Below are 18,991 nucleotides of genomic sequence, written 5' to 3'. Positions count from 1 at the left end.
GCCGACGGGGCCGGAGGTCGGGCGGAAGCTGATCGTCGGCGCACTGCCGTTCGACCCCGGCGAACCCGCCGCGCTGTGGCAACCCGAGTCGGCGCTGCACACCGCTGGTCCGTGGCGTCCGGCGGCGCGTCGACGGCGACGATCCGCGCGTGAACTCGGTCGTCGCCGCGCGGCGTACGCTGCGCCGGGTGCAGGCGGCGCTGCCCATCACGGCGGTGACGAGGTGCTCTCGCTGTTGTCGGTCGACGGCGGGACCCTCATCGGGGTCGGGTCGTCGTGGTCGGGTTTCCGGTCTGCGCACGCTCTTTCGGTGCGCGGATTATGTTTGACCGTGGGGCGGGAACGATCGACATGATGAAGGAGCCGAAGTGCTCGAGGTGTTCCTGGTCGACGACCACGAGATCGTCCGGCGCGGCCTGATCGACTTGCTCGAAGGTGATCCAGAACTCAGGGTGATCGGTCAGGCGGGCGGCGTCGCCGAGGCGATGGTGCGCATTCGCGAGGCCAGGCCCGACGTCGCGGTCCTGGACGTGCGCCTGCCCGACGGCAACGGCATCGAACTGTGCCGCAACCTGCTGGCCGAGTTCGAGGACCTGCACTGCCTGATCCTCACCTCGTTCTCCGATGAGCACGCCATGCTCGACGCCATCCTCGCCGGCGCCAGCGGTTATGTGGTGAAGAACATCGACGGCATGAAGCTCGCCGACGCGATCAAGCAGGTCGGCGCCGGGCACTCGCTGCTCGACACCCGCGCCGCCGACGCGCTGCGGGCCCGGCTGCGCCGCAGCACCGAGCCCTCGGGCGCGCTGGCCGGGCTCACCGACCAGGAACGCCGACTGCTGGAGTTACTGGGCGAGGGACTCACCAATCGGCAGATCGCGGCCAGGATGTTCCTGGCCGAGAAGACGGTGAAGAACTACGTCTCCCGGCTGCTGGCCAAGCTCGGGGTGGAACGGCGCACCCAGGCCGCCGTGCTGGCGACCAAGCTGCGCGAACCGTGAGGACTCAGGCCGGGACCACGATGGTCAGGTCACCGTCGTAGCGACGGTAGAGCAGGTTGCCGCGTCCGGTGTGGACGTCGGTGAAGAACAGATAGGGCAGGCCCGCGGTGCACAGCACATCGGAGGCCTCGTCCTCGGCGTAGACGGGGGCGGCGTCCTGGACCACGCGCACCGGCATCGCGCTGACGGTGAGCGGCAGCTCGACCGCGGTGCCCGCGGCGGCGGTGTGGCGCTGCCTGGCCAGGCTCACACCGTGCGGATCGGCCCAGGTGACGATCGCGTCCTCGCCGGTCTGGGCGTCGGTGAACAGGTAGGCGTCGTAGTCCATGGCGTCGAGGACCGTGCTCGCCTCCAGCGGCGTGCCCGTCATCAGGGCGCAGTCCTTGCGGCGGATGATCGGACGGGTCTCGGTGACCTCGGCCAGCGGGCGGCGGGCCGGGTCGGGCCAGGCGCCGCGCGTCTCCTTCCCGGCGCGCCGGGCCAGCTGACGGTCGAGCCGCTCGGCCGCGAAGGTGACGGCGAAGCCGCCGGGCCCGGTGACCTGCACCCGGGTCAGGGTGTCGTTGGTCCTGATGTTGGCCTGCACGAGCGTCGGCTCGTCGGAGCCCTGCGGCGCGGTGACGCGCACCCTGGCCGGGCTGTCGAGATGGTGCCTGCGCATCACGCGGGTGATGGCGCGGACCGCCCTGGTCACGTCCTGGGGTGGTACCTCGCCGCGGGTGGTCACCGCGAGCTCCGGGTCCGCGGCGGTCGTCCAGTGCTGGGTAGTCGACAACGAATTCATCTCTTGCCCCACTTCTCGATCCCTTTTCCCGGTGCCCTATGCCACCACTCCCCTTCCCGCGCGTGAAGGGCCGAAAGTCACCGAACAGCGGACCGGGGCGCGGACTAGACTCTGCGAGGACGGTGGGGCGGCGCGGCGAGGGGATGACGGCGATGACGAATGACGGTCGGGGTGGCCGCTATTCGGTGGGCCGGACCGCCTCGCAACAGCGCTTACGCGCCCTGCTCGGCGAAGTGGCCGACCGCGTCGAGGTGATGATCGGCTCGCGCGACCGGATGGACGGCCTCGTGGAGGCCATGCTCACGGTCACCGCGGGCCTCGACCTCGACGACACCCTGCGCACGATCGTGCGGACCGCGATGAACCTGGTCGACGCCCGCTACGGCGCGCTGGCGGTGCGCGGGCACGGTCAGCAGGTCGCGCAGTTCATCGACGAGGGCATGCCCGAACACATCCGGGATCGCATCGAGCGATTACCCGCGGGCCACGGCGTGCTCGGCGCGGTGTTCGCGCAGAAGGCGCCGTTGCGCCTCGACGATCTCACCGAACACGTGTCCTCGGTCGGTTTCCCGGCGGGTCACCCGCCGATGCACACGTTTCTCGGTGTGCCGGTGCGGATCCGGGACAAGGTCTTCGGCAGCCTGTACCTCACCGAGAAGTCCGACGGGCAGCCCTTCACCGAGGAGGACGAGGTCCTCGTCCTCGCCCTCGCCGCCGCGGCCGGGATCGCCGTCGACAACGCGCGCCTCTACGAACAGGCGCGCACCAGGCAGGCCTGGATCGAGGCGACCCGCGACATCGCCACCGAATTCCTGGCGGGCACCGAATCGGACCGGGTACTGGCCCACGTGGTCGACCACGCGCGCGGACTCACCGGCTCGCATCAGGCGTTCCTGGCCTCGGTGCCGGTCCCGGACGAATCACCGGCCGGGATCTCGGAACTGGTGATCACCCAGTGGACCGGCCCCGACGCGGGGCAGGACTGGCAGACGGTGCCCATCGCGGGCACCGCCCTCGGCGACGCGTTCAGCAGGCGCACTCCCCTGCGCTTCGACGACGTGTCGACCGCGACCCTCGGCGTCGAGTTCGCCGGCGCCGAATCACCGGGCGCCGGACCGGCTCTCGTACTGCCGCTGTGCACCCCCGACGCCACCCTCGGTGTGCTGGTGACCATCCGTCCGCCCGGCTTCGCGCCGTACTCCGACGAGATGCTCGAGTTGACCGCGGCCTTCTGCGATCAGGCCGCGCTGGCGGTGCGGCTGGCCGACGCGCAACGCCGGATGCGCGAACTCGACATCGTCGCCGACCGCGACCGCATCGCCCGCGACCTGCACGACCACGTGATCCAGCGCCTGTTCGCGATCGGGCTCACCGTGCAGGCCACCATGCCCAAGGCCGTGGTTCCCGAAGTGCGGCAACGACTCTCGACGGTGATCATGGACCTGCAGGAGGTGGTGCAGGAGATCCGCACCTCCATCTTCGACCTGCACGCCAGCGGACCCGAACACAGCGCGGGCTTGCAGCAGCGACTCGAGCTGGCGATCCGGCGCCAGACCGCCGACATCGCCCTGCGCGCCACGATCCAGGTGTCGGGGCCGCTGTCGGTGCTCGATCCGCAGCTGGCCGACCACGCCGAAGCGGTGGTGCGCGAGGCGGTGAGCAACGCGGTCCGCCACTCCGGGGCCGACACGGTCGCGATCGTCATCGAAGTGGCCGACGATCTGACCATCGCGGTCACCGACAACGGCTGGGGCATCCCCAATCACGTGATCCGCAGCGGGCTGCGCAATCTCGAGCAGCGCGCGCAGGAGGCGGGCGGGCACTTCGAGATCGGGCCCGCGCAGCGACCGGACGCCGACGGCAATCACCCGGACATGCCGGGCACCCGGCTGCGCTGGGCGGTCCCGCTGCCCCAGGACGCGCCGACCACCGACGGCTACGAACTCGCCGGGGGTCCGGAGGCCGGCGAGGACTGACCGCGCTCAGGCCGGGCCGAGCACGACCGCGGCGTTGTTGCCGCCCATTCCCATCGACAGTTTCACGGTGAGACCGCCGGTCAGCGGCGCCGTGCCGTCGAGCAGTCGCGGATGCGCGGGCGCCACGATCGGCGCCGACACCGCCAGACCGCGCTCATAGGACAGGGCGATCGCGGCCACCTCCACCGCCGCGGCCGCGCCCTGGCAGTGCCCGGTGAGCGGCTTGAGCGCGGTGACGGTGGGACGATCGGCGAAAACGGTGGTGAGCACGTCGCGCTCGGCGGCGTCGCACTGGCGGGTGCCGGTGCCGTGCGCGTTGACATAGGCCACCTCGCCGGCGTCGATCCCGGCGGCCGTGAGCGCCCTCCGCGCGCAGGCGATGATCTGGGTGTGGTCGGGGTCGACCGAGACCACGTGGTAGGCGTCGTTGGTCATCGCGCCGCCCCGCACCCGGGCGTACGGCGCGTCGGCCGCGTCGGTGAGCAGGAACGCCACCGACGCCTCGGCCATGACGAACCCGTGTGTGTCCGTCTGGAAGGGCCTGCACGCGGTGAACGGGTCGAGGTGCGCGACGGCGGCGCCCATGCCGACGAAGTGTTCGAGCATTTCCGGCGTCGCCGAGATGTCGGTGGTGACGCACAGGACGTCGTCGACCAGGCCCGCGGCCCGCCACAGCTGCGCGGTGAGCAGGGCGACGGCGCCCGAGCTGCACGCCGCCGAGACGTTCATCGCCGGGCCGTGGAAGCCGAATTCCTGCATCACGACCGAGATCGGGGTCGAGGGCAGCAGGCGCAGATAGTCGCGGGATCGTCGATGGCCACCGTCGACGAGATAGAAGTCACGCCAATCGGCGACATCGCCGAGGGTGACCGCGTGGACCAGGCCCACCGTGCGACCGTCCCGGCGCCAGCCGCGAGCCTCGGCGTCGGCGATCGCCTCGACGGCGGCCGCGCGCACGGCGCGCCCGAACAGTCCGGCGTTGTCGGCGAGCTCCGGGCTGTCGGGGATGCGGCCGACCCAGGCGTGCTCATCGCGTCCGGGGCCGTAACCGGGGTACAAACCGGCGGCTGGTTTCCCGCCGGTTATCCCCTGCCAGAGCCGCTCGCGGCCCCACCCGTAACCGGAGACGACACCGAGCCCGGCGATGGACATAGAATCGAGGGGGTAGTTCATGCCGCTGGGAAGCACGTCTCCACATTAGTCCTGTTCACTGTCGGACCACGTCGAGATCGGGGGTAACGCATGGCGGAAGCGCACGCCGAGACGGCAAACGCTGAGCAACTCGCGCAGCGTTATCGCTCGCTGGTCGAGCACATGCCGGACGCGATCTGCGTGCACGAGGCGGGCACCATCGTCTATGTCAACCCGGCGATGGTGCGGCTGCTCGGCGCGCATTCGCCCGCCGACCTTCTCGGGCTGTCCATCACGACCTTCGTGCATCGCGATTCGGTGCCCGCGATGCTCGACCGCATCGCCCAGCTGACCGCCGAGGGTGCCGCGTCGCCGCCGACCGAGATGGATCTGGTGCGCGTCGACGGCCGCACGGTACCGGTGCAGACCGTCTCGGTGCTCACCGCGTGGCAGGAGGAACTCGCCTACCAGGTGGTGGTGCACGACCTGACCGCGCAGCGCGCCGCCGAGGCCGCGGCGCGGCGAGCCGAGGCGCACTTCACCACCGTGGTGTCACAGCTCGAGGAGGGCGTGCTCGTCGTCGACCGGAAGGGCAGGATCGAGTCGATCAACCCGGCGGGAAAACGGATTCTCGGACTCGACGACACCACACCGGTGGTCGGGCTCAGCATCGACGAATTGCCCGCCACGATGATCGACCGCAACGGACAGCCACTGCCGACGACCCGGCATCCGATGGCCCACACCCTGGCCACCGGCGAGCCGGTCACCCATTTCGTCTTCGGCGTGGAACGCACCGACGGGCAGCAGGTGTGGTTGTCGTGCAACTGCCGGCTGCTCAACCCCGACTGCCCCGATTCCTCCGGGGTGTCGTCCTTCGCCGACATCACCGCGTTCCGGGAGAGTCGCCGCCAGCTCGAATACCAGGCCACCCACGACGCGCTGACCGGGCTCGCCAACCGTTCGCTGATCCTGTCGCAGCTCGCGACCGCGCTCGACGACGACGGCGGCGACACGGTGACCACGGTGTTGTTCCTCGACCTCGACGGGTTCAAGGCGATCAACGACACCCTCGGCCACGCCATCGGTGACACCGTGCTGCAGATCGTGGCGCAGCGCCTCCAGCGCGCTCTGCGCGCCGAGGACCTGGTCGGGCGCCTGGGCGGCGACGAATTCCTGATCCTGCTGGCCGGCCATCCCCAGCGTGCCGACCTGCCCGCGCTGATCGATCGGCTGCGCGCGACGATCGGCGAACCCATCATCGCGCGTGGTCACCGCCTGGAGGTGAGCGCTTCCCTCGGCATCACCGAACTGGGCCCGCACGAACACCGCACCCCGGAGGCCGTCCTGCACGACGCCGACCTGGCGATGTACCGCGACAAGCCCGCGGGCCATCGTGACCTCGGTCTCGGTCAGAATCGACGCTCGAACAACACCCACGCGTCCTGACAGACTGATCGGCGTGATCGTCGAACACGCGATGCTGCCCGTTCGCCCAGGACTCACCGACGCCTTCGAGGCCGCCTTCGCCGAGGCCTACCCACTCATCGCGTCGATGCCCGGATTCCGTGGGTTGTCGCTGTCCAAGGGCATCGAGCGCCCGCAGGACTACCTGCTGCTGGTGCGCTGGGACGCCCTGACCGACCACACCGAGGGTTTCCGCGGGTCGCCGGAATACCAGCGCTGGCGCGGGCTGTTGCACCACTTCTACGACCCGATTCCCCAGGTCGACCACTTCGCGCCGATCGTCGGCGACGATGTCGTGTCCGAGTAGACTCGACAACTCTGTTCTCGCCGGTGACAAAGGAGTCCTGTTTTGCCCGACCGCCTCGCCGATGATCGCGCCGCGGAACAGCAGTACCTCTCGGTGCTCTACACCCGGCTCGACGGCATGCGCGACTACGCGCAGAACCGGCTCAAGACTGTGTTGCTGGAGACCGGCGGCACGCCGCAGGCACGCAGCGAACGCGAGTCGTTCACCGCGCTGTACAGCGAGGACCTGGCGAAATACGATGCCGCCGAGCACGGCCTGTGCTTCGGCCGGATCGATCTGAACGGCGGCGAGTCCGAGGTCCGCTACATCGGCAGGCTCGGCATCCTCGACGAGGACAACGACTACGAGCCGCTGCTGCTGGACTGGCGCGCGCCGCTGGCCAGGCCCTTCTACCTGGCCACCACCGCCAACCCCGAGGACGTGGTCCGGCGCCGCCACATCCGCTCGCGCAATCGCGCGGTGACCGCGATCAACGACGAGTACCTGGATCTGGCCGCCGCCGAACGCGACGGGGTGGTGGGCACCGACGACGGCGTCGGCGGCGAGAGCGCGCTGCTCTCGGCGCTCAACGCCGCCCGCACCGGGCACATGAACGACATCGTGGAGACGATCCAGTCCGAGCAGGACGCGATCATCCGGTCCGAGCACAAGAGCGTGCTGGTCGTGCAGGGCGGTCCCGGCACCGGCAAGACCGCGGTCGCCCTGCACCGCGCCGCCTACCTGCTCTACACCTACCGGCAGCAGCTGGCCAAGAGCGGCGTGCTGATCATCGGCCCGAACGCCACCTTCCTCGACTACATCGGGCAGGTGCTGCCCTCGCTCGGTGAGACCGGCGTGCTGCTGTCCACCATCGGCGACCTGTACCCGGGCGTGAAGGCGGTGCGTGAGGACTCGCTGCGCGCCGGCGAGATCAAGGGCTCGCTCGACATGCTCGAGGTACTCAAGCAGGCGGTCCGCGACCGGCAGGAAGTCCCGGCGCAGCCGGTCCGGCTCACCTTCGACGGCTACCCGGTGACCCTGGACCGCAAGATCGCGACCAAGGCGCGCGGCCGGGCCCGTTCCTCGCGCCGCCCGCACAACCTGGCCCGGCCGATCTTCGCGTCCTCGGTGATCGACGCGCTCACCGATCAGCTCGCGGCGACCATGGGCGCCGACCTGTCCGGCGGGACCAGCCTGCTCAGCTCCGCCGACCTCAGCGAGATCGGCGACGAGATGCGCGCCGACCCGCAGGTGCAGGCCGCGATCAGCGCACTGTGGCCGATCCTGTCCCCGCAGGAGGTGCTGGCCGACCTGCTCGCCGATCCGGCCCGGCTCGACCGCGCCGCGAAGACGCTGAGCCCCGAGGACCGCGCCGAACTGGTGCGCTCCGACGACGGCACCTTCGGCGCGGCCGACGCGCCCCTGCTCGACGAGCTGGCCGAACTGCTCGGCGTCGACGACACCGAGGAGCGCGAACGCGCCCGCCGCCGCTGGCGGGCCCAGCTGGCCGAGGCCCAGGACGCGCTCGACATCCTCACCGGCTCGGCGCCGCAGGACATCGAGGACGAACTCGACCCCGAGATCCTCATGGCCTACGACCTGATCGACGCCTCCCAGCTGGCCCAGCGCCAGGAGTTCGGCAACCGCCAGACCACCGCCGAACGCGCCGCGGGCGATCGCACCTGGACCTACGGGCACGTGATCGTCGACGAGGCGCAGGAACTGTCGGCCATGGCGTGGCGGATGGTGATGCGGCGCATCCCGAACCGCTGGATCACCGTCGTCGGCGATGTCGCGCAGACCGGTGACCCGGCGGGCGCGTCGTCGTGGCAGCGGGTGCTGGAACCGTATGTGGCGCAACGCTGGAAGCTCACCGAGCTCACCGTGAACTACCGCACGCCCGCGGAGATCATGGCCGTCGCCGCCGACGTGCTCGCCGCGATCGACCCCGGCGTCCAGGTGCCGCGCTCGGTGCGCGACTCCGGTCATCCGCCCCGCGCGTACCGGGTCCGACCGGAGGAGGTGACCGGCGAGCTCGCACGGCTGCTGGAATCCGAACACGGACCCGGCACCAGCGCGGTCCTCGCCCCCGCCGCCCTGATCGCCGAATTGTCCTCGCTGGCGGGCGAATCCGTGCAGGTCCTCACCGTGCACGACGCCAAGGGCCTCGAATTCGACCGCGTGTATCTGGTGGAGCCGCGGGCGATTCTCACCGAATCGCCGCGCGGCCTCAACGACCTGTACGTCGCGCTGACCCGCGCGACCCAGCGGCTGTCGGTGGTGCACACCGAGGACCTGCCCGAGGTGCTCTCCGCCCTGGCACAGGCTGCCACGCGCTAGCGGCGAGCAGTGCCGCCGGTGGCCGTGCCCGCCCTCTCAGGTCATGACACCGCGGCGGACAGCAACCCGTCGACGAGTGCCGCCAGCCCGGCGGCGTAGGTGCCCCTGGCATCGAATTCCGTCCAGCGGGAACCGATTTCGGCCAGACGCGGGGTGGTCTCGGCGTCCAGGTTCGCGAACACCTCGGCGCGATACGTCGGCCCGTGCGCCGCGCGCCGGGCGGAGCGGGCGGTGATGATCAACTCACCCGCCGTGTAGTGCCAGACCGCGCGGTAGACGTCGACCGCGCGGTCGAGCGGCAGGCCCGCCGCGACGGCGGCATCGATGATGGTCTCCGGGAACCACAGGGCCGAGCGGCCGAGCAGATCGCCGTCGACGAGCACTTCGACCACCCACGGCCGGGCCGCGAGCACGTCGTGCATCGCCGTGGCGGCCACCAGGATCCGCTGCCGGGGTTCGTCGGGCAGGTCCGGCCATTCGACCTGGTCGGCGTAGTCGTCGAGGAGCAGTCGCAGCAGCGCGTCCTTGTCCCGGACGTGGTGGTACAGCGCCATCGGCGTGCAGCCGAGCTCGGTGGCCAGCCTGCGCATCGTCAGCTTGTCGACACCGTCGGTGTCGATCACGCCGTGGGCGGCCGCCACGATGTCCGCCCGCGAGATCCGCGCGGGCCTGCCGGTACGAGCCGAGGGCGATGACGAGGTGGGCATGAATCCATCTTTACCGCATCGGTCGCCGGCGGTCTGGACACGGGCCCGCCGCGCGGTTAGTTTTTATACATGTATAAAAACTCGTCACCGCCTCGCCCCGGCGCCGCTCTGACCGCCGTCGCCGTCGCCCAGTTCATGGTCGCGCTGGATATGGCGGTCGTGAACGTCGCGCTCCCCTCGATCGGTCATGCCCTCGGCTTCGCCCCGCTCGACCTGGCCTGGGTCGTGCACATCTACGCGCTGACCTTCGGCGGCTTCCTGCTCCTCGGCGGCAAGGCCTGCGATCTGTACGGCAGGCGCAGGTTGTTCACGGCCGGGTTGGTGGTCTTCGGACTCGCCTCGCTCGCGGGTGGACTGGCCCAGGCGCCCTGGCAGCTGGTCGCCGCGCGCGCCGCCCAGGGCATCGCCGCGGCCGCGGTCGCGCCCGCCGCGCTGGCCACCCTCACCACGACGTTTCCGGAAGGTCCCGCGCGCGTCCGGGCGCTGGGAGTGTGGGGCGGGGTCAACGCCGCGGGCGGCGCGCTGGGCGTGCTCGTCGGCGGTCTGCTCACCGAGTACGCGGACTGGCGCTGGGTGATGCTGGTCAACATCCCGATCGTCGTGGTCGCGCTGCTGGCGACCGCCGCCGGTGTGCCCGCGGACCGACCGTCATCGAGCCCGGATCGGCTCGATGTCCTCGGCGCGGTCGCCGCGACCGGCGGCATCGGGCTCCTCGTGACCGGCGTGATCCGGACCGATCACCTCGGCTGGTTCTCCGCGGAGACCGGCACGACCCTGGCCGCGGCGGCGGTGCTGCTGGCGGCCTTCGTGATCATCGAGCGGCGTGCGCGGAATCCGTTGCTGCGCCTCGGCCTGTTCGGTAATCGATGGGTGCTCGGCGGCAACCTGTTCGTCCTGTTCGCCGCGGCGGGACAGTTCTCCGCGTTCTACCTGGTATCGCTCTACCTGCAGCGCGTGCTGCACCTGGGCGCCGGCGCGGCGGGCGCGGCGTTCCTGCCGTTCTCGCTGTGCGTGATCGCCGGAACGCTCGTCGCGACGCGGCTCGGCGCGCACCGCTCCCCGCGGCCGCTGCTCATCGCCGGCGCGGTGCTCACCACCGCGGGCATCGGCTGGTTCGCGCTGATCAGTCCCGACGGCAGCGTCGTCGCCGATGTGCTCGGCCCCTCGCTCGTCGGCGGGTTCGGACTCGGTCTGTGCCTCGCTCCGGTCGCCGCGGCCGCCGTCACCGGCGTCGTGCCCGTTGACGCCGGGATGGCCTCGGGCGTGTTCAACAGCGCCCGTCAGCTCGGCGGCAGCATCGGCGTGGCCACCCTGGCGACCCTGGCCGCGTCCCGCACCGGCGCCGGCACCGACCCGGCCGCCCTCAACGACGGCTACGCCTTCGCCCTGGCCGTCGCGGCACTGCTGTTCGCCGCCGCCGCGGTGGTCGCCGCGGTCGTCCTGCCCGGCGCACGACCCGAACCCACCGAACCCCTTGTCCGCGAGGACCTTCCCGCGGCAGCACAGTGAAAGGAATACCGATGACCCCGATCGATCTGTTCGACCGAGCCCTGCGATTTCAGCCCGGCGGCGCCGTCTCCGCCGGCGAACGGCGGATGGCAGACGGCTCCGGCGGCTGGCAGCTGGCCGCCTTCCACGCCGAGACCGACGCCGATGTGCACGCCGACCACTGGGAGATGCATCCGACCGGTGATGAGGCGGTGTGCTGCCTGCGCGGTTCGCTGCGGCTGTACCTGCGATCGGACACCCCCGGAGAGCCGGACGATGTCGTCGCGCTGAGCGCGGGCACCGCGTGGGTGGTTCCGCGCGGCCGCTGGCACCGGATCGAACTCGACGAACCCGCCGACCTCATGTCGATCGGCTTGCGCGACGCCACCCGGCAGCAGCCGGTCTGACCTGCCGATAGACGACTCGAGGGCGCCGCGTCGCGCGGCGCCCTCGAAGTCGGTGTTCGCTGTGCTAGCGGACGGTGTGCACGATGAGCACGTCCGAGCGCGACTTGCGGGCCACATCCGAGGGGACGGAACCGAGCAGGCGGCCGGTGAGGGTGTTCAGGCCCCGGTTACCGACGACCAGCAGGTCGGCCTTCGTGTCGTTGACGAGGTCGAGCAGCGAATCCACCGGCTCGCCGACGATCGCGCGCTCGGTGATGTTCTTCGCACCGGCGGCCACGGCCTTCTCCCGTGCGACATGCAGGATCTCGTTGGTCGGCGCGGAGCCGCGCACCTGGTACGCCTCGTCCTTGAGCACATCGGCCGCGGCGGCGACATCGCGATCATCGGTCGGGAAGTACGCGCAGGCCAGCACGAGAGTCGCGTCCGCGTCGGCAGCGAGCGCCGCGGCCTTCTCCACCGCGACGTACGACGAATCCGAGCCATCAGTACCGACGACAATGGTCCGGTAGGCGGTCATCTCTCCTCCAACTTGGTCGGTGCCGACGATGAACGACCCGGGAATCGAGCGTCAGCGCGGCAATTGGGTCGACCCTAACGCCAAAACAGGCCGATTTATCAGAAATCGCGACAGATCACACAGTGAGTGTTCGCGCTGGTATTCGCCGGTGCGGGTGCTGTTCGCGAGCACCGGCGAATCCACCTGCGGAGATCGAACGGCGGATCACAAAAACTGTGGTCTATCACAACACAATCAACATCGCTGCGCGAGTAGGACTTCCATCACATCGACGCACCTCCGTCGGTTGCGGTCGACCGCGCGTATTCGGTCGGCGACATGCCGATCTCCGACGCGAACTCCCGACTGAAATGCGCCTGATCGAAATAGCCGAGCCTGGCGGCGAGTTCCGCGAGATCGACACGCTCGCCCCGCGCGAGCAGATCGGCGGCATCCTGCAGACGGAACCGGCACAGCACCCACTTCGGTCCGGCACCGACATAGCGGCGGAACAATCGCTGCAGACTCCGCACCGGAACGGCGAACCGCTCGGTCACCTGGTCGACCCGGGTGAGCTCGGGGTCCGACGCCATCGCCGCCACGATCCGTGACACCTGCGCGAACCGCGGATCAGCGCCACGATCGCGACCGGCGAAGAACTCCTCGACGATCGCGCGCCTGCGCAGGTCACTCGACTCCGCGAGGACCCGTTCGGCCAAGCCGGCCGCCTCGGGCAGCACGTCGGCGAGCGGGGCCGAATCATCGCGCAGGGCACCGACATCGGTGCCGGTGAACGCGCCGAAGCCGCCCGGGCGGAACCGGATGCCGAAGGTCTCGCCCTCCCCCGCCAGCTCCCGCACGTACTTGGTCGTGCACACGCCGTTGACGAAGCCGCCGGTGCGGGTGTGGGTGCGCTCGAAGGTCACGTTGACGCACGGGAACGACAGCACCTCGGCGCGGTACGCGGGCTTGCCCCGCAGATCCCAGCGCACCACCCAGTACCGGTCGGCGAATTCCGACAGCGCCGGACCCACGGCGAGCCGGTCCAGCGACCGGTGCCGGGCTTGCTCACCGGGGTGCAGGATGCCCTTCATGTCGCCGAGCTCCGGCGCGGTCACCACGGGCATCCGATCTGTCGCGTTCTTACAAGACCCGGATCACGGTGCCGACGAAGATCGAATCCATGACCAATCCCGTCTCGCCCATCCCGGAGGGCTACCACTCCATCAGCTGCTTCCTCGCCGTGCCGGACGGCAACGCGGCCATCGACTTCTATACCGAAGTCTTCGGCGCGAAGCTGCTCAGCCGCGCCGATCGGCCCGACGGGCAGCCCGCGCACGCCGAGCTGCTGATCGGCGACTCGACCGTTCAGCTCGGAATGCCCATCCCCGACAACAACGTTCGCGCCCCCGAGGACTGGGTGCACACCTCGATCGTGCACTACTGCCCCGATGTCGACGCCGTCATCGCACGGGCGATCGCCGAGGGTGCCCGCAGCGCCGAGGAGCCGCAGACGTTCGTCAACGGCGAGCGCTTCGGCGTGGTCATCGACCCGTTCGGCCACCGCTGGGCGGTGATCACCCGGCTCGAGGAGATGTCGCGCGAGGAAGCCGACCGCAGGATCGCCGCCTGGATGGCCGAGCAAGGCTGACGGCCTAGCTCAGCCCCGCGGCGTCCATGCCGCGGAGTTCCTTCTTCAGGTCGGCGATCTCGTCACGGAGGCGGCCCGCGAGCTCGAACTGGAGCTCGCGCGCCGCGTTCATCATCTGTTCGGTGAGCGAGGCGACCAGGTCGGCCAGCTCGGCGCGCGGCATCGACTTCACGTCGCGTTCGGCGTAGATGCCCGCGCTCACCGCACGGCCCGGCTCGCCCTGGGCGCGCCTGCCCCGGCTGACGTTGCGGCCGGAGCCACCGACGGCCACTTCGTCGTCGGCCTCCTGATACACCTGGTCGAGGATGTCGGCGATCTTCTTGCGCAGCGGCTGCGGGTCGATGCCGTTGGCCTCGTTGTAGGCGACCTGTTTGGCCCGGCGGCGGTCGGTCTCGTCGATCGCGTGCCGCATCGAGTCGGTGATCTTGTCGGCGTACATGTGCACCTCACCGGACACGTTGCGGGCCGCGCGACCGATCGTCTGGATGAGGCTCGTGCTCGACCGCAGGAACCCCTCCTTGTCGGCGTCGAGAATCGCCACCAGCGACACCTCGGGCAGGTCGAGACCCTCGCGCAGCAGGTTGATGCCGACCAGCACGTCGTATTCGCCCAGCCGTAGCTGCCGCAGCAGTTCGACGCGGCGCAGGGTATCGATCTCGGAGTGCAGGTACCGCACCCGCACGCCGAGCCCGAGCAGATAGTCGGTGAGGTCCTCGGCCATCTTCTTGGTCAGGGTGGTGACCAGGACGCGTTCGTCGCGCTCGGTGCGCTGGCGGATCTCGTGGACCAGGTCGTCGATCTGGCCCTTGGTCGGCTTCACCACGACCTGGGGGTCGACCAGGCCGGTCGGGCGGATGACCTGCTCGACGACCTCACCGCCGACCTGACCGAGTTCGTACGGGCCCGGCGTCGCCGACAGGTACACCGCCTGGCCGATCCGGTCGGCGAACTCCTCCCAGGTCAGCGGGCGGTTGTCGACCGCGGACGGCAGCCGGAACCCGAACTCGACCAGGTTGCGCTTGCGGGACATGTCGCCCTCGAACATGCCGCCGATCTGCGGCACGGTGACGTGCGACTCGTCGATGACGAGCAGGAAGTCGTCGGGGAAGTAGTCCAGCAGCGTCGCGGGCGCCGACCCGGCCGGGCGGCCGTCGATGTGGCGCGAATAGTTCTCGATACCGGAGCAGAACCCGACCTGCCGGATCATCTCCAGGTCGTATTCGGTGCGCATGCGCAGCCGCTGCGCCTCGAGCAGTTTGCCCTGCTTCTCCAATTCGGCCAGCCGCGTCGCCAGCTCCGCCTCGATATCGGCGACCGCGCGCTCCATCCGCTCCGGGCCCGCCACGTAGTGGGTGGCCGGGAAGATGCGCAGCGAGTCGACCTGGCGCACGACGTCGCCGGTGAGCGGGTGCAGGTAGTAGAGCGCCTCGATCTCGTCACCGAAGAACTCGATGCGGACCGCGAGCTCCTCGTAGGACGGGATGATCTCGACGGTGTCGCCGCGCACCCGGAACGAGCCACGGGTGAACGCCATGTCGTTGCGGGTGTACTGCACGTCGACGAGCAGGCGCAGCAGCGCGTCGCGGTCGATCTCGCTCCCCACCTCGAGCTGCACCGAACGGTCCAGGTAGGACTGCGGGGTGCCGAGGCCGTAGATGCACGACACCGACGCCACCACGACCACGTCGCGGCGCGAGAGCAGGCTCGAGGTCGCCGAGTGCCGCAGGCGCTCGACGTCGTCGTTGATCGAGCTGTCCTTCTCGATGTAGGTGTCGGTCTGGGCGATGTACGCCTCGGGCTGGTAGTAGTCGTAGTACGAGACGAAGTACTCGACCGCGTTGTGCGGCAACATCTCCCGCAATTCGTTCGCCAGCTGGGCGGCCAGTGTCTTGTTCGGCGCCATCACCAGCGTCGGCCGCTGCAGCTTCTCGATCAGCCACGCCGTGGTCGCCGACTTACCGGTACCGGTGGCGCCGAGCAGGACGACGTCCTTCTCGCCCGCGGTGATCCGCCGCTCGAGCTCGGCGATGGCGGCGGGCTGGTCGCCGGCGGGCTTGTGCTCGCTGACCACCTCGAACCGCCCGCCCGCACGCTCGATGGTGCCGACGGGGCGATGCTCGGAATGGGCCAGGGGGTGCCCCCGGTCCTCGTACCCTTCCGCCGGGATCTCGGTTGCGAATGCCATGCCTACCAGGTTAGGCCCGACCACCGACAAGTCACGACGAGCGGCGTCGCCGCGGTCCTCGACGGGCCTGCCGCGCACGACCATGACGTCGGGCGGTGGCCGCACGCCAGGAACATCACACTCACCTGGACGCGACGCGACCCGACGCGCGTGGCTCGCCGCCGGTAGATTTTCCGGTCATGACGCAGGCATCCACCGTGCACGTGCATCCGCCCAAGATCGAGTACTTCGATATCGCGGCGCGGACGAACACCGACCCCAAGGGATTCGTCCGCCCGGTGGAGGTCTATCGCGAGGAACCGTGGGGTCTGTACATGGGCCGCCACTCCGATCACGCGAACTTCCACTACCTCGAGTCGTGGGTGCTGCCCGAGCTGTCGCTGCGGGCGTCGAAACTCCACTACAACCCGGGCGTGGACCAGTGGCAGGACGTCTACGTCGATGTCGGCGTGTTCACCAGGGAGTCCGCCACGCTGTACAAGTCGGTCGACCACTATCTGGACCTGCTGGTGCGCACCGGCCGCGAGGTCGAGCTCGTCGATGTGGACGAACTGCTGGCCGCGCATGTCGAGGGGCTGCTCGACGCGACAGCCTGCCAGGCCGCCATCCAGCACGCGACCGCCGCGATCGATGGCATGGCGGCCCACGGCCACTCGCTCGAGGGCTGGTTGGCGAGCCGTGGGATGACCCTCACGTGGCGCTGAGACGAACGAGCTGAGACGAACAAACCGCCCGGACCTCGTACGGTCCGGGCGGTCGTCGTTCCGGGCGGCTGGATCAGCCCGCGGACAGGCTCGGGAACAGATCCGCCAGACCGCCGCCGCAGCCCAGGCTGCCGGTCGCGGAGGACTCACCCACCGTCACCGTGATCGAGTCGCTGATCAGCAGCTGACGAGCCTCGAGCTTGTGCTGGCCCGCGGTGGTCGGCTTCCAGGTGATGCTCACGGTGCCCGACAGCAGCGACGGCGAGACCGGGCTGCCGGGGATGTCGACCCCGTTGTCGGTGAACTTCACCGAGGTGAGGCGGTCGACCTCGACGCTGGCGGTCAGCTTGTAACTGCAGCCCACCTTGTGATCGGTGCCGGCGACAGCGAGATTGCCGACCCAGGCCGAGGCTTGCGGGGCGGCCAGCACGACGGTGGCGGCGACCGCACCGAAGGCAGTGAGTCCGAAGCCGGCACGGCCGAGCTGACGGTGATGTGATGTCATACGCGCTACAACTTCCCTGTGAATCGAGTCACCCCTTGGTGACCCGCCACAATGTACACAGCACGTGACCTCGGTCGACAGGTTTCCGAAACATTGATGTTTAACAGTTGCGGCGCTCGTTACGCACGGGCCCGCGCCCACTCGGTGACGGCCGGATACACCGCGTCGAACCAGGGTTCCTTCACCGCGTAGTACGCCTCCGCCGCCGCCTCGCCCGCTTTGTCGGCGGCGGCCTGTTCGGCCTCGCGCTTGACGGCCAGGTAGTCCCGGCGCGCGGACTCCTCGGCCCGCAGCCAGTCGCGCAGGTCGAGAGCGAAGCGCTGCCCCGGCGAATCCTGGACGCGCAGATGGATGTTCGCCGGACGCGCGGGGTCGGCGTTGCCGTGCAGGCGCTTGCCCCAGCGGGCCACGTCGGTGCCCGCCGGGTCCCCGGGCGTCGGCTTCGGGTTGTCCTGGGTCACGTGCGGTGCGAGCGGGAAGCCGGCCGCCGCCAGCGACCCGGCCAGCGATTCGGCCGTGGCCAGGTCCGCCACCGTCACCTGGATATCGATGACGTCCTTGGCGGACAACCCGGGCACCGCCGTCGACCCGACTTGGTCGATACGCACCGCCGACGCGCCGCACACCAGGTGCAGCCGGGCGATGATCCGGCGGGCCTGCGCGGGCCACTCCGGATCCGCGGGCACCAGCCGGTAGTCGGCCCTGGCGCGCACGCCCTCGCGCTGATTGCGTTCGAACGGCACGAGGCGCTGCTCCCACAGCGCGCGCACCTGTGCCTCGACGACCTCGGGGGCGCCGTTGTTGTCCAGCCAGACATCGGCGACCGCGTGACGCTGGTCGTCGGTGGCCTGCGCGGCGATCCGCGAACGCGCGTCGGCCTCGTCGACGCCACGGTGCTCGACCAGCCTGCGCAGGCGGGTCTCGACCTCGGCGCCGACCACCAGCACCAGCTGCATGAGCGGCGCGAGGCCGTTCTCCACCAGCAGCGGAATGTCTTGCACCACAATCGCGTCCGCGGGGGCCGCTCCGATCAGCTCGGCGGTGCGGGCGCCGACGAGCGGGTGGGTGATGGCGTTGAGCTTGCCCCGCGACTCGTCGTCTGCGAAGGCCACTGCGGCCAGGGCGGGCCGGTTCAGGCTGCCGTCGTCGGCGAGGATCTCCGTGCCGAACGCCTCGACCAGCGCGGCCAGTCCCGGCGTCCCCGGGGCGACGACCTCGCGCGCGATCGCGTCGGAGTCGATCAGCACCGCCCCGAGCTCGACCAGGGTCCGCGCCACTGTGGATTTACCCGCTCCCATGCCTCCGGTGAGGCCGATCCGCAACATGGGTCCCAGTCTCGCAGAGCCGGGGATCGCGCCGGAAACGGCATCATTCCGACACGCCAGGGGGCCGAAACGCAAAATCCGGGGTTCGGCGCGTCGCGTCGACTAACCTTCGCGCAGGCGAGAAGGCCAGCTCCAGCTACCGAAGGATGATCATGGGCACCACAGACCACCGGACGGCTCGCCACCGCCTGGGCATGCCCGGCGGTGTGCATTGCGTCGAATTCCCCGCTGTCGCGGCGACTCTCGCCGAATACCGCCGATCGTGGTTCACCGCCCTGATCTCCCCCGCCAGACACAGCTTCGCCGCGATGCGCAAACGCCCCAGTATGAGCTCCAACTACTGGGTGCCCGCCGCCGCGAGCTGATCGCGCACAGACCCGAGGGGGGGGGGGGGGGGGGGGGGGGGGGGCGGGCGGGGGGGGGGGGGGGGGGGGGGGGGGGGGGGGGGGGGGGGGGATGCCGAGGCCGCAGAGGGCGAGGCCGCTGCCCGGCCCAGCGCCTGCGGCGAACACCACGGCATCGGCGCCGGCCACCTCGG

At 70.2% G+C, this 18,991-nt stretch carries 18 protein-coding genes and 1 pseudogene; 11 read left to right on the top strand and 8 right to left on the bottom strand.

All coding sequences use genetic code 11. The annotated features are described in order from the left end of the window. Together QH270_RS15595 and QH270_RS15590 are read left to right on the top strand one after the other, a co-directional pair. A pseudogene (locus tag QH270_RS15595) lies at nt 1-127 on the top strand (isochorismate synthase); the annotation flags it as partial. 241 nt (nt 128-368) lie between these two features. After that, nucleotides 369-1,001: a response regulator transcription factor gene (locus tag QH270_RS15590; RefSeq protein ID WP_280342572.1), complete on the top strand. Its 633-nt coding sequence runs from the start codon at nt 369-371 to the stop codon at nt 999-1,001. Between the two features lie 4 nt (nt 1,002-1,005). Here QH270_RS15590 and QH270_RS15585 read toward each other — a convergent pair whose 3' ends face one another. Beyond that, a complete protein-coding gene (locus tag QH270_RS15585; protein WP_280342569.1) occupies nt 1,006-1,785 on the bottom strand; it encodes a sigma 54 modulation/S30EA ribosomal C-terminal domain-containing protein in 780 nt (259 codons plus the stop codon). Between the two features lie 152 nt (nt 1,786-1,937). Between QH270_RS15585 and QH270_RS15580 the strand changes: the two genes are divergently transcribed. Then, entirely contained in the window at nt 1,938-3,761 is a 1,824-nt protein-coding gene (locus QH270_RS15580; RefSeq protein ID WP_280342567.1) for a GAF domain-containing sensor histidine kinase, read from the top strand. Nucleotides 3,762-3,767: 6 nt separating this feature from the next. Here QH270_RS15580 and QH270_RS15575 read toward each other — a convergent pair whose 3' ends face one another. Next, nucleotides 3,768-4,913, bottom strand: a complete 1,146-nt coding sequence (locus QH270_RS15575; protein WP_280342565.1) for a beta-ketoacyl synthase N-terminal-like domain-containing protein — start codon at nt 4,911-4,913, stop codon at nt 3,768-3,770. Between the two features lie 90 nt (nt 4,914-5,003). Between QH270_RS15575 and QH270_RS15570 the strand changes: the two genes are divergently transcribed. Genes QH270_RS15570 through QH270_RS15560 form a run of 3 tightly spaced genes read left to right on the top strand, consistent with a single transcriptional unit; the run spans nt 5,004 to nt 8,985 of the window. Next, a complete protein-coding gene (locus tag QH270_RS15570) occupies nt 5,004-6,341 on the top strand; it encodes a diguanylate cyclase domain-containing protein (protein WP_280342562.1) in 1,338 nt (445 codons plus the stop codon). Between the two features lie 13 nt (nt 6,342-6,354). Further along, nucleotides 6,355-6,666 carry an antibiotic biosynthesis monooxygenase family protein gene (locus QH270_RS15565; protein WP_280342559.1) on the top strand — a complete coding sequence of 104 codons (312 nt, stop codon included), beginning with the start codon at nt 6,355-6,357 and terminating at the stop codon, nt 6,664-6,666. A 42-nt stretch (nt 6,667-6,708) separates the two neighbouring features. Continuing rightward, nucleotides 6,709-8,985: a HelD family protein gene (locus QH270_RS15560; RefSeq protein WP_280342557.1), complete on the top strand. Its 2,277-nt coding sequence runs from the start codon at nt 6,709-6,711 to the stop codon at nt 8,983-8,985. A 41-nt stretch (nt 8,986-9,026) separates the two neighbouring features. On the opposite strand, the gene QH270_RS15555 is transcribed toward QH270_RS15560, so the two are convergent. Continuing rightward, a complete protein-coding gene (locus QH270_RS15555; protein WP_280342552.1) occupies nt 9,027-9,692 on the bottom strand; it encodes a TetR/AcrR family transcriptional regulator in 666 nt (221 codons plus the stop codon). Nucleotides 9,693-9,761: 69 nt separating this feature from the next. On the opposite strand from QH270_RS15555, the gene QH270_RS15550 reads away from it, so the two are divergent. Beyond that, nucleotides 9,762-11,201 carry an MFS transporter gene (locus tag QH270_RS15550; RefSeq protein WP_280342549.1) on the top strand — a complete coding sequence of 480 codons (1,440 nt, stop codon included), beginning with the start codon at nt 9,762-9,764 and terminating at the stop codon, nt 11,199-11,201. Nucleotides 11,202-11,212: 11 nt separating this feature from the next. Then, the gene (locus QH270_RS15545; protein WP_280342546.1) at nt 11,213-11,587 is read left to right on the top strand and encodes a cupin domain-containing protein; all 375 of its coding nucleotides are present in this window, start codon (nt 11,213-11,215) and stop codon (nt 11,585-11,587) included. A 64-nt stretch (nt 11,588-11,651) separates the two neighbouring features. Here QH270_RS15545 and QH270_RS15540 read toward each other — a convergent pair whose 3' ends face one another. Together QH270_RS15540 and QH270_RS15535 are read right to left on the bottom strand one after the other, a co-directional pair. Further along, nucleotides 11,652-12,104: a universal stress protein gene (locus QH270_RS15540; RefSeq protein ID WP_280342544.1), complete on the bottom strand. Its 453-nt coding sequence runs from the start codon at nt 12,102-12,104 to the stop codon at nt 11,652-11,654. 263 nt (nt 12,105-12,367) lie between these two features. Then, entirely contained in the window at nt 12,368-13,201 is an 834-nt protein-coding gene (locus tag QH270_RS15535; protein ID WP_280342541.1) for a helix-turn-helix domain-containing protein, read from the bottom strand. Nucleotides 13,202-13,266: 65 nt separating this feature from the next. On the opposite strand from QH270_RS15535, the gene QH270_RS15530 reads away from it, so the two are divergent. After that, complete coding sequence (locus QH270_RS15530; RefSeq protein WP_280342539.1) at nt 13,267-13,734, top strand: VOC family protein; 468 nt, start codon at nt 13,267-13,269, stop codon at nt 13,732-13,734. Between the two features lie 4 nt (nt 13,735-13,738). On the opposite strand, the gene uvrB is transcribed toward QH270_RS15530, so the two are convergent. Continuing rightward, on the bottom strand, nt 13,739-15,919 hold the full coding sequence (gene uvrB, locus QH270_RS15525) for an excinuclease ABC subunit UvrB (RefSeq protein ID WP_280342537.1): 2,181 nt from the start codon (nt 15,917-15,919) through the stop codon (nt 13,739-13,741). Between the two features lie 179 nt (nt 15,920-16,098). Here uvrB and QH270_RS15520 point away from each other — a divergent pair, with 179 nt between their 5' ends. After that, nucleotides 16,099-16,623 carry a DUF402 domain-containing protein gene (locus QH270_RS15520; protein ID WP_280342535.1) on the top strand — a complete coding sequence of 175 codons (525 nt, stop codon included), beginning with the start codon at nt 16,099-16,101 and terminating at the stop codon, nt 16,621-16,623. Nucleotides 16,624-16,696: 73 nt separating this feature from the next. Here the strand turns inward: QH270_RS15520 and QH270_RS15515 are convergent, their stop codons facing one another. After that, complete coding sequence (locus tag QH270_RS15515) at nt 16,697-17,128, bottom strand: hypothetical protein (protein ID WP_280342532.1); 432 nt, start codon at nt 17,126-17,128, stop codon at nt 16,697-16,699. Between the two features lie 119 nt (nt 17,129-17,247). Continuing rightward, nucleotides 17,248-18,453, bottom strand: coding sequence for a dephospho-CoA kinase (gene coaE, locus QH270_RS15510; protein ID WP_280342530.1), 1,206 nt, complete (start codon nt 18,451-18,453; stop codon nt 17,248-17,250). A gap of 152 nt (nt 18,454-18,605) precedes the next feature. Between coaE and QH270_RS15505 the strand changes: the two genes are divergently transcribed. Next, nucleotides 18,606-18,818: a hypothetical protein gene (locus QH270_RS15505; protein WP_110040548.1), complete on the top strand. Its 213-nt coding sequence runs from the start codon at nt 18,606-18,608 to the stop codon at nt 18,816-18,818. Nucleotides 18,819-18,991 lie beyond the last annotated feature (173 nt).

It is taken from the genome of Nocardia neocaledoniensis, assembly GCF_029868625.1.
GTDB lineage: Bacteria > Actinomycetota > Actinomycetes > Mycobacteriales > Mycobacteriaceae > Nocardia > Nocardia neocaledoniensis_A.
The sequence above is the reverse complement of the archived record's forward strand: the minus strand, read 5'-3'. Positions and strand labels throughout refer to the sequence as shown.

Coding starts and splice junctions, on each gene's coding strand:
- uvrB (WP_280342537.1), bottom strand. CDS start 15,919: ATGGCATTCGCAACCGAGATCCCGGCGGAAGGGTACGAGGACCGGGGG.
- QH270_RS15530 (WP_280342539.1), top strand. CDS start 13,267: ATGACCAATCCCGTCTCGCCCATCCCGGAGGGCTACCACTCCATCAGC.
- QH270_RS15585 (WP_280342569.1), bottom strand. CDS start 1,785: ATGAATTCGTTGTCGACTACCCAGCACTGGACGACCGCCGCGGACCCG.
- QH270_RS15515 (WP_280342532.1), bottom strand. CDS start 17,128: ATGACATCACATCACCGTCAGCTCGGCCGTGCCGGCTTCGGACTCACT.
- QH270_RS15555 (WP_280342552.1), bottom strand. CDS start 9,692: ATGCCCACCTCGTCATCGCCCTCGGCTCGTACCGGCAGGCCCGCGCGG.
- QH270_RS15550 (WP_280342549.1), top strand. CDS start 9,762: ATGTATAAAAACTCGTCACCGCCTCGCCCCGGCGCCGCTCTGACCGCC.
- QH270_RS15540 (WP_280342544.1), bottom strand. CDS start 12,104: ATGACCGCCTACCGGACCATTGTCGTCGGTACTGATGGCTCGGATTCG.
- QH270_RS15520 (WP_280342535.1), top strand. CDS start 16,099: ATGACGCAGGCATCCACCGTGCACGTGCATCCGCCCAAGATCGAGTAC.
- coaE (WP_280342530.1), bottom strand. CDS start 18,453: ATGTTGCGGATCGGCCTCACCGGAGGCATGGGAGCGGGTAAATCCACA.
- QH270_RS15570 (WP_280342562.1), top strand. CDS start 5,004: ATGGCGGAAGCGCACGCCGAGACGGCAAACGCTGAGCAACTCGCGCAG.
- QH270_RS15580 (WP_280342567.1), top strand. CDS start 1,938: ATGACGAATGACGGTCGGGGTGGCCGCTATTCGGTGGGCCGGACCGCC.
- QH270_RS15575 (WP_280342565.1), bottom strand. CDS start 4,913: ATGTCCATCGCCGGGCTCGGTGTCGTCTCCGGTTACGGGTGGGGCCGC.
- QH270_RS15545 (WP_280342546.1), top strand. CDS start 11,213: ATGACCCCGATCGATCTGTTCGACCGAGCCCTGCGATTTCAGCCCGGC.
- QH270_RS15505 (WP_110040548.1), top strand. CDS start 18,606: ATGGGCACCACAGACCACCGGACGGCTCGCCACCGCCTGGGCATGCCC.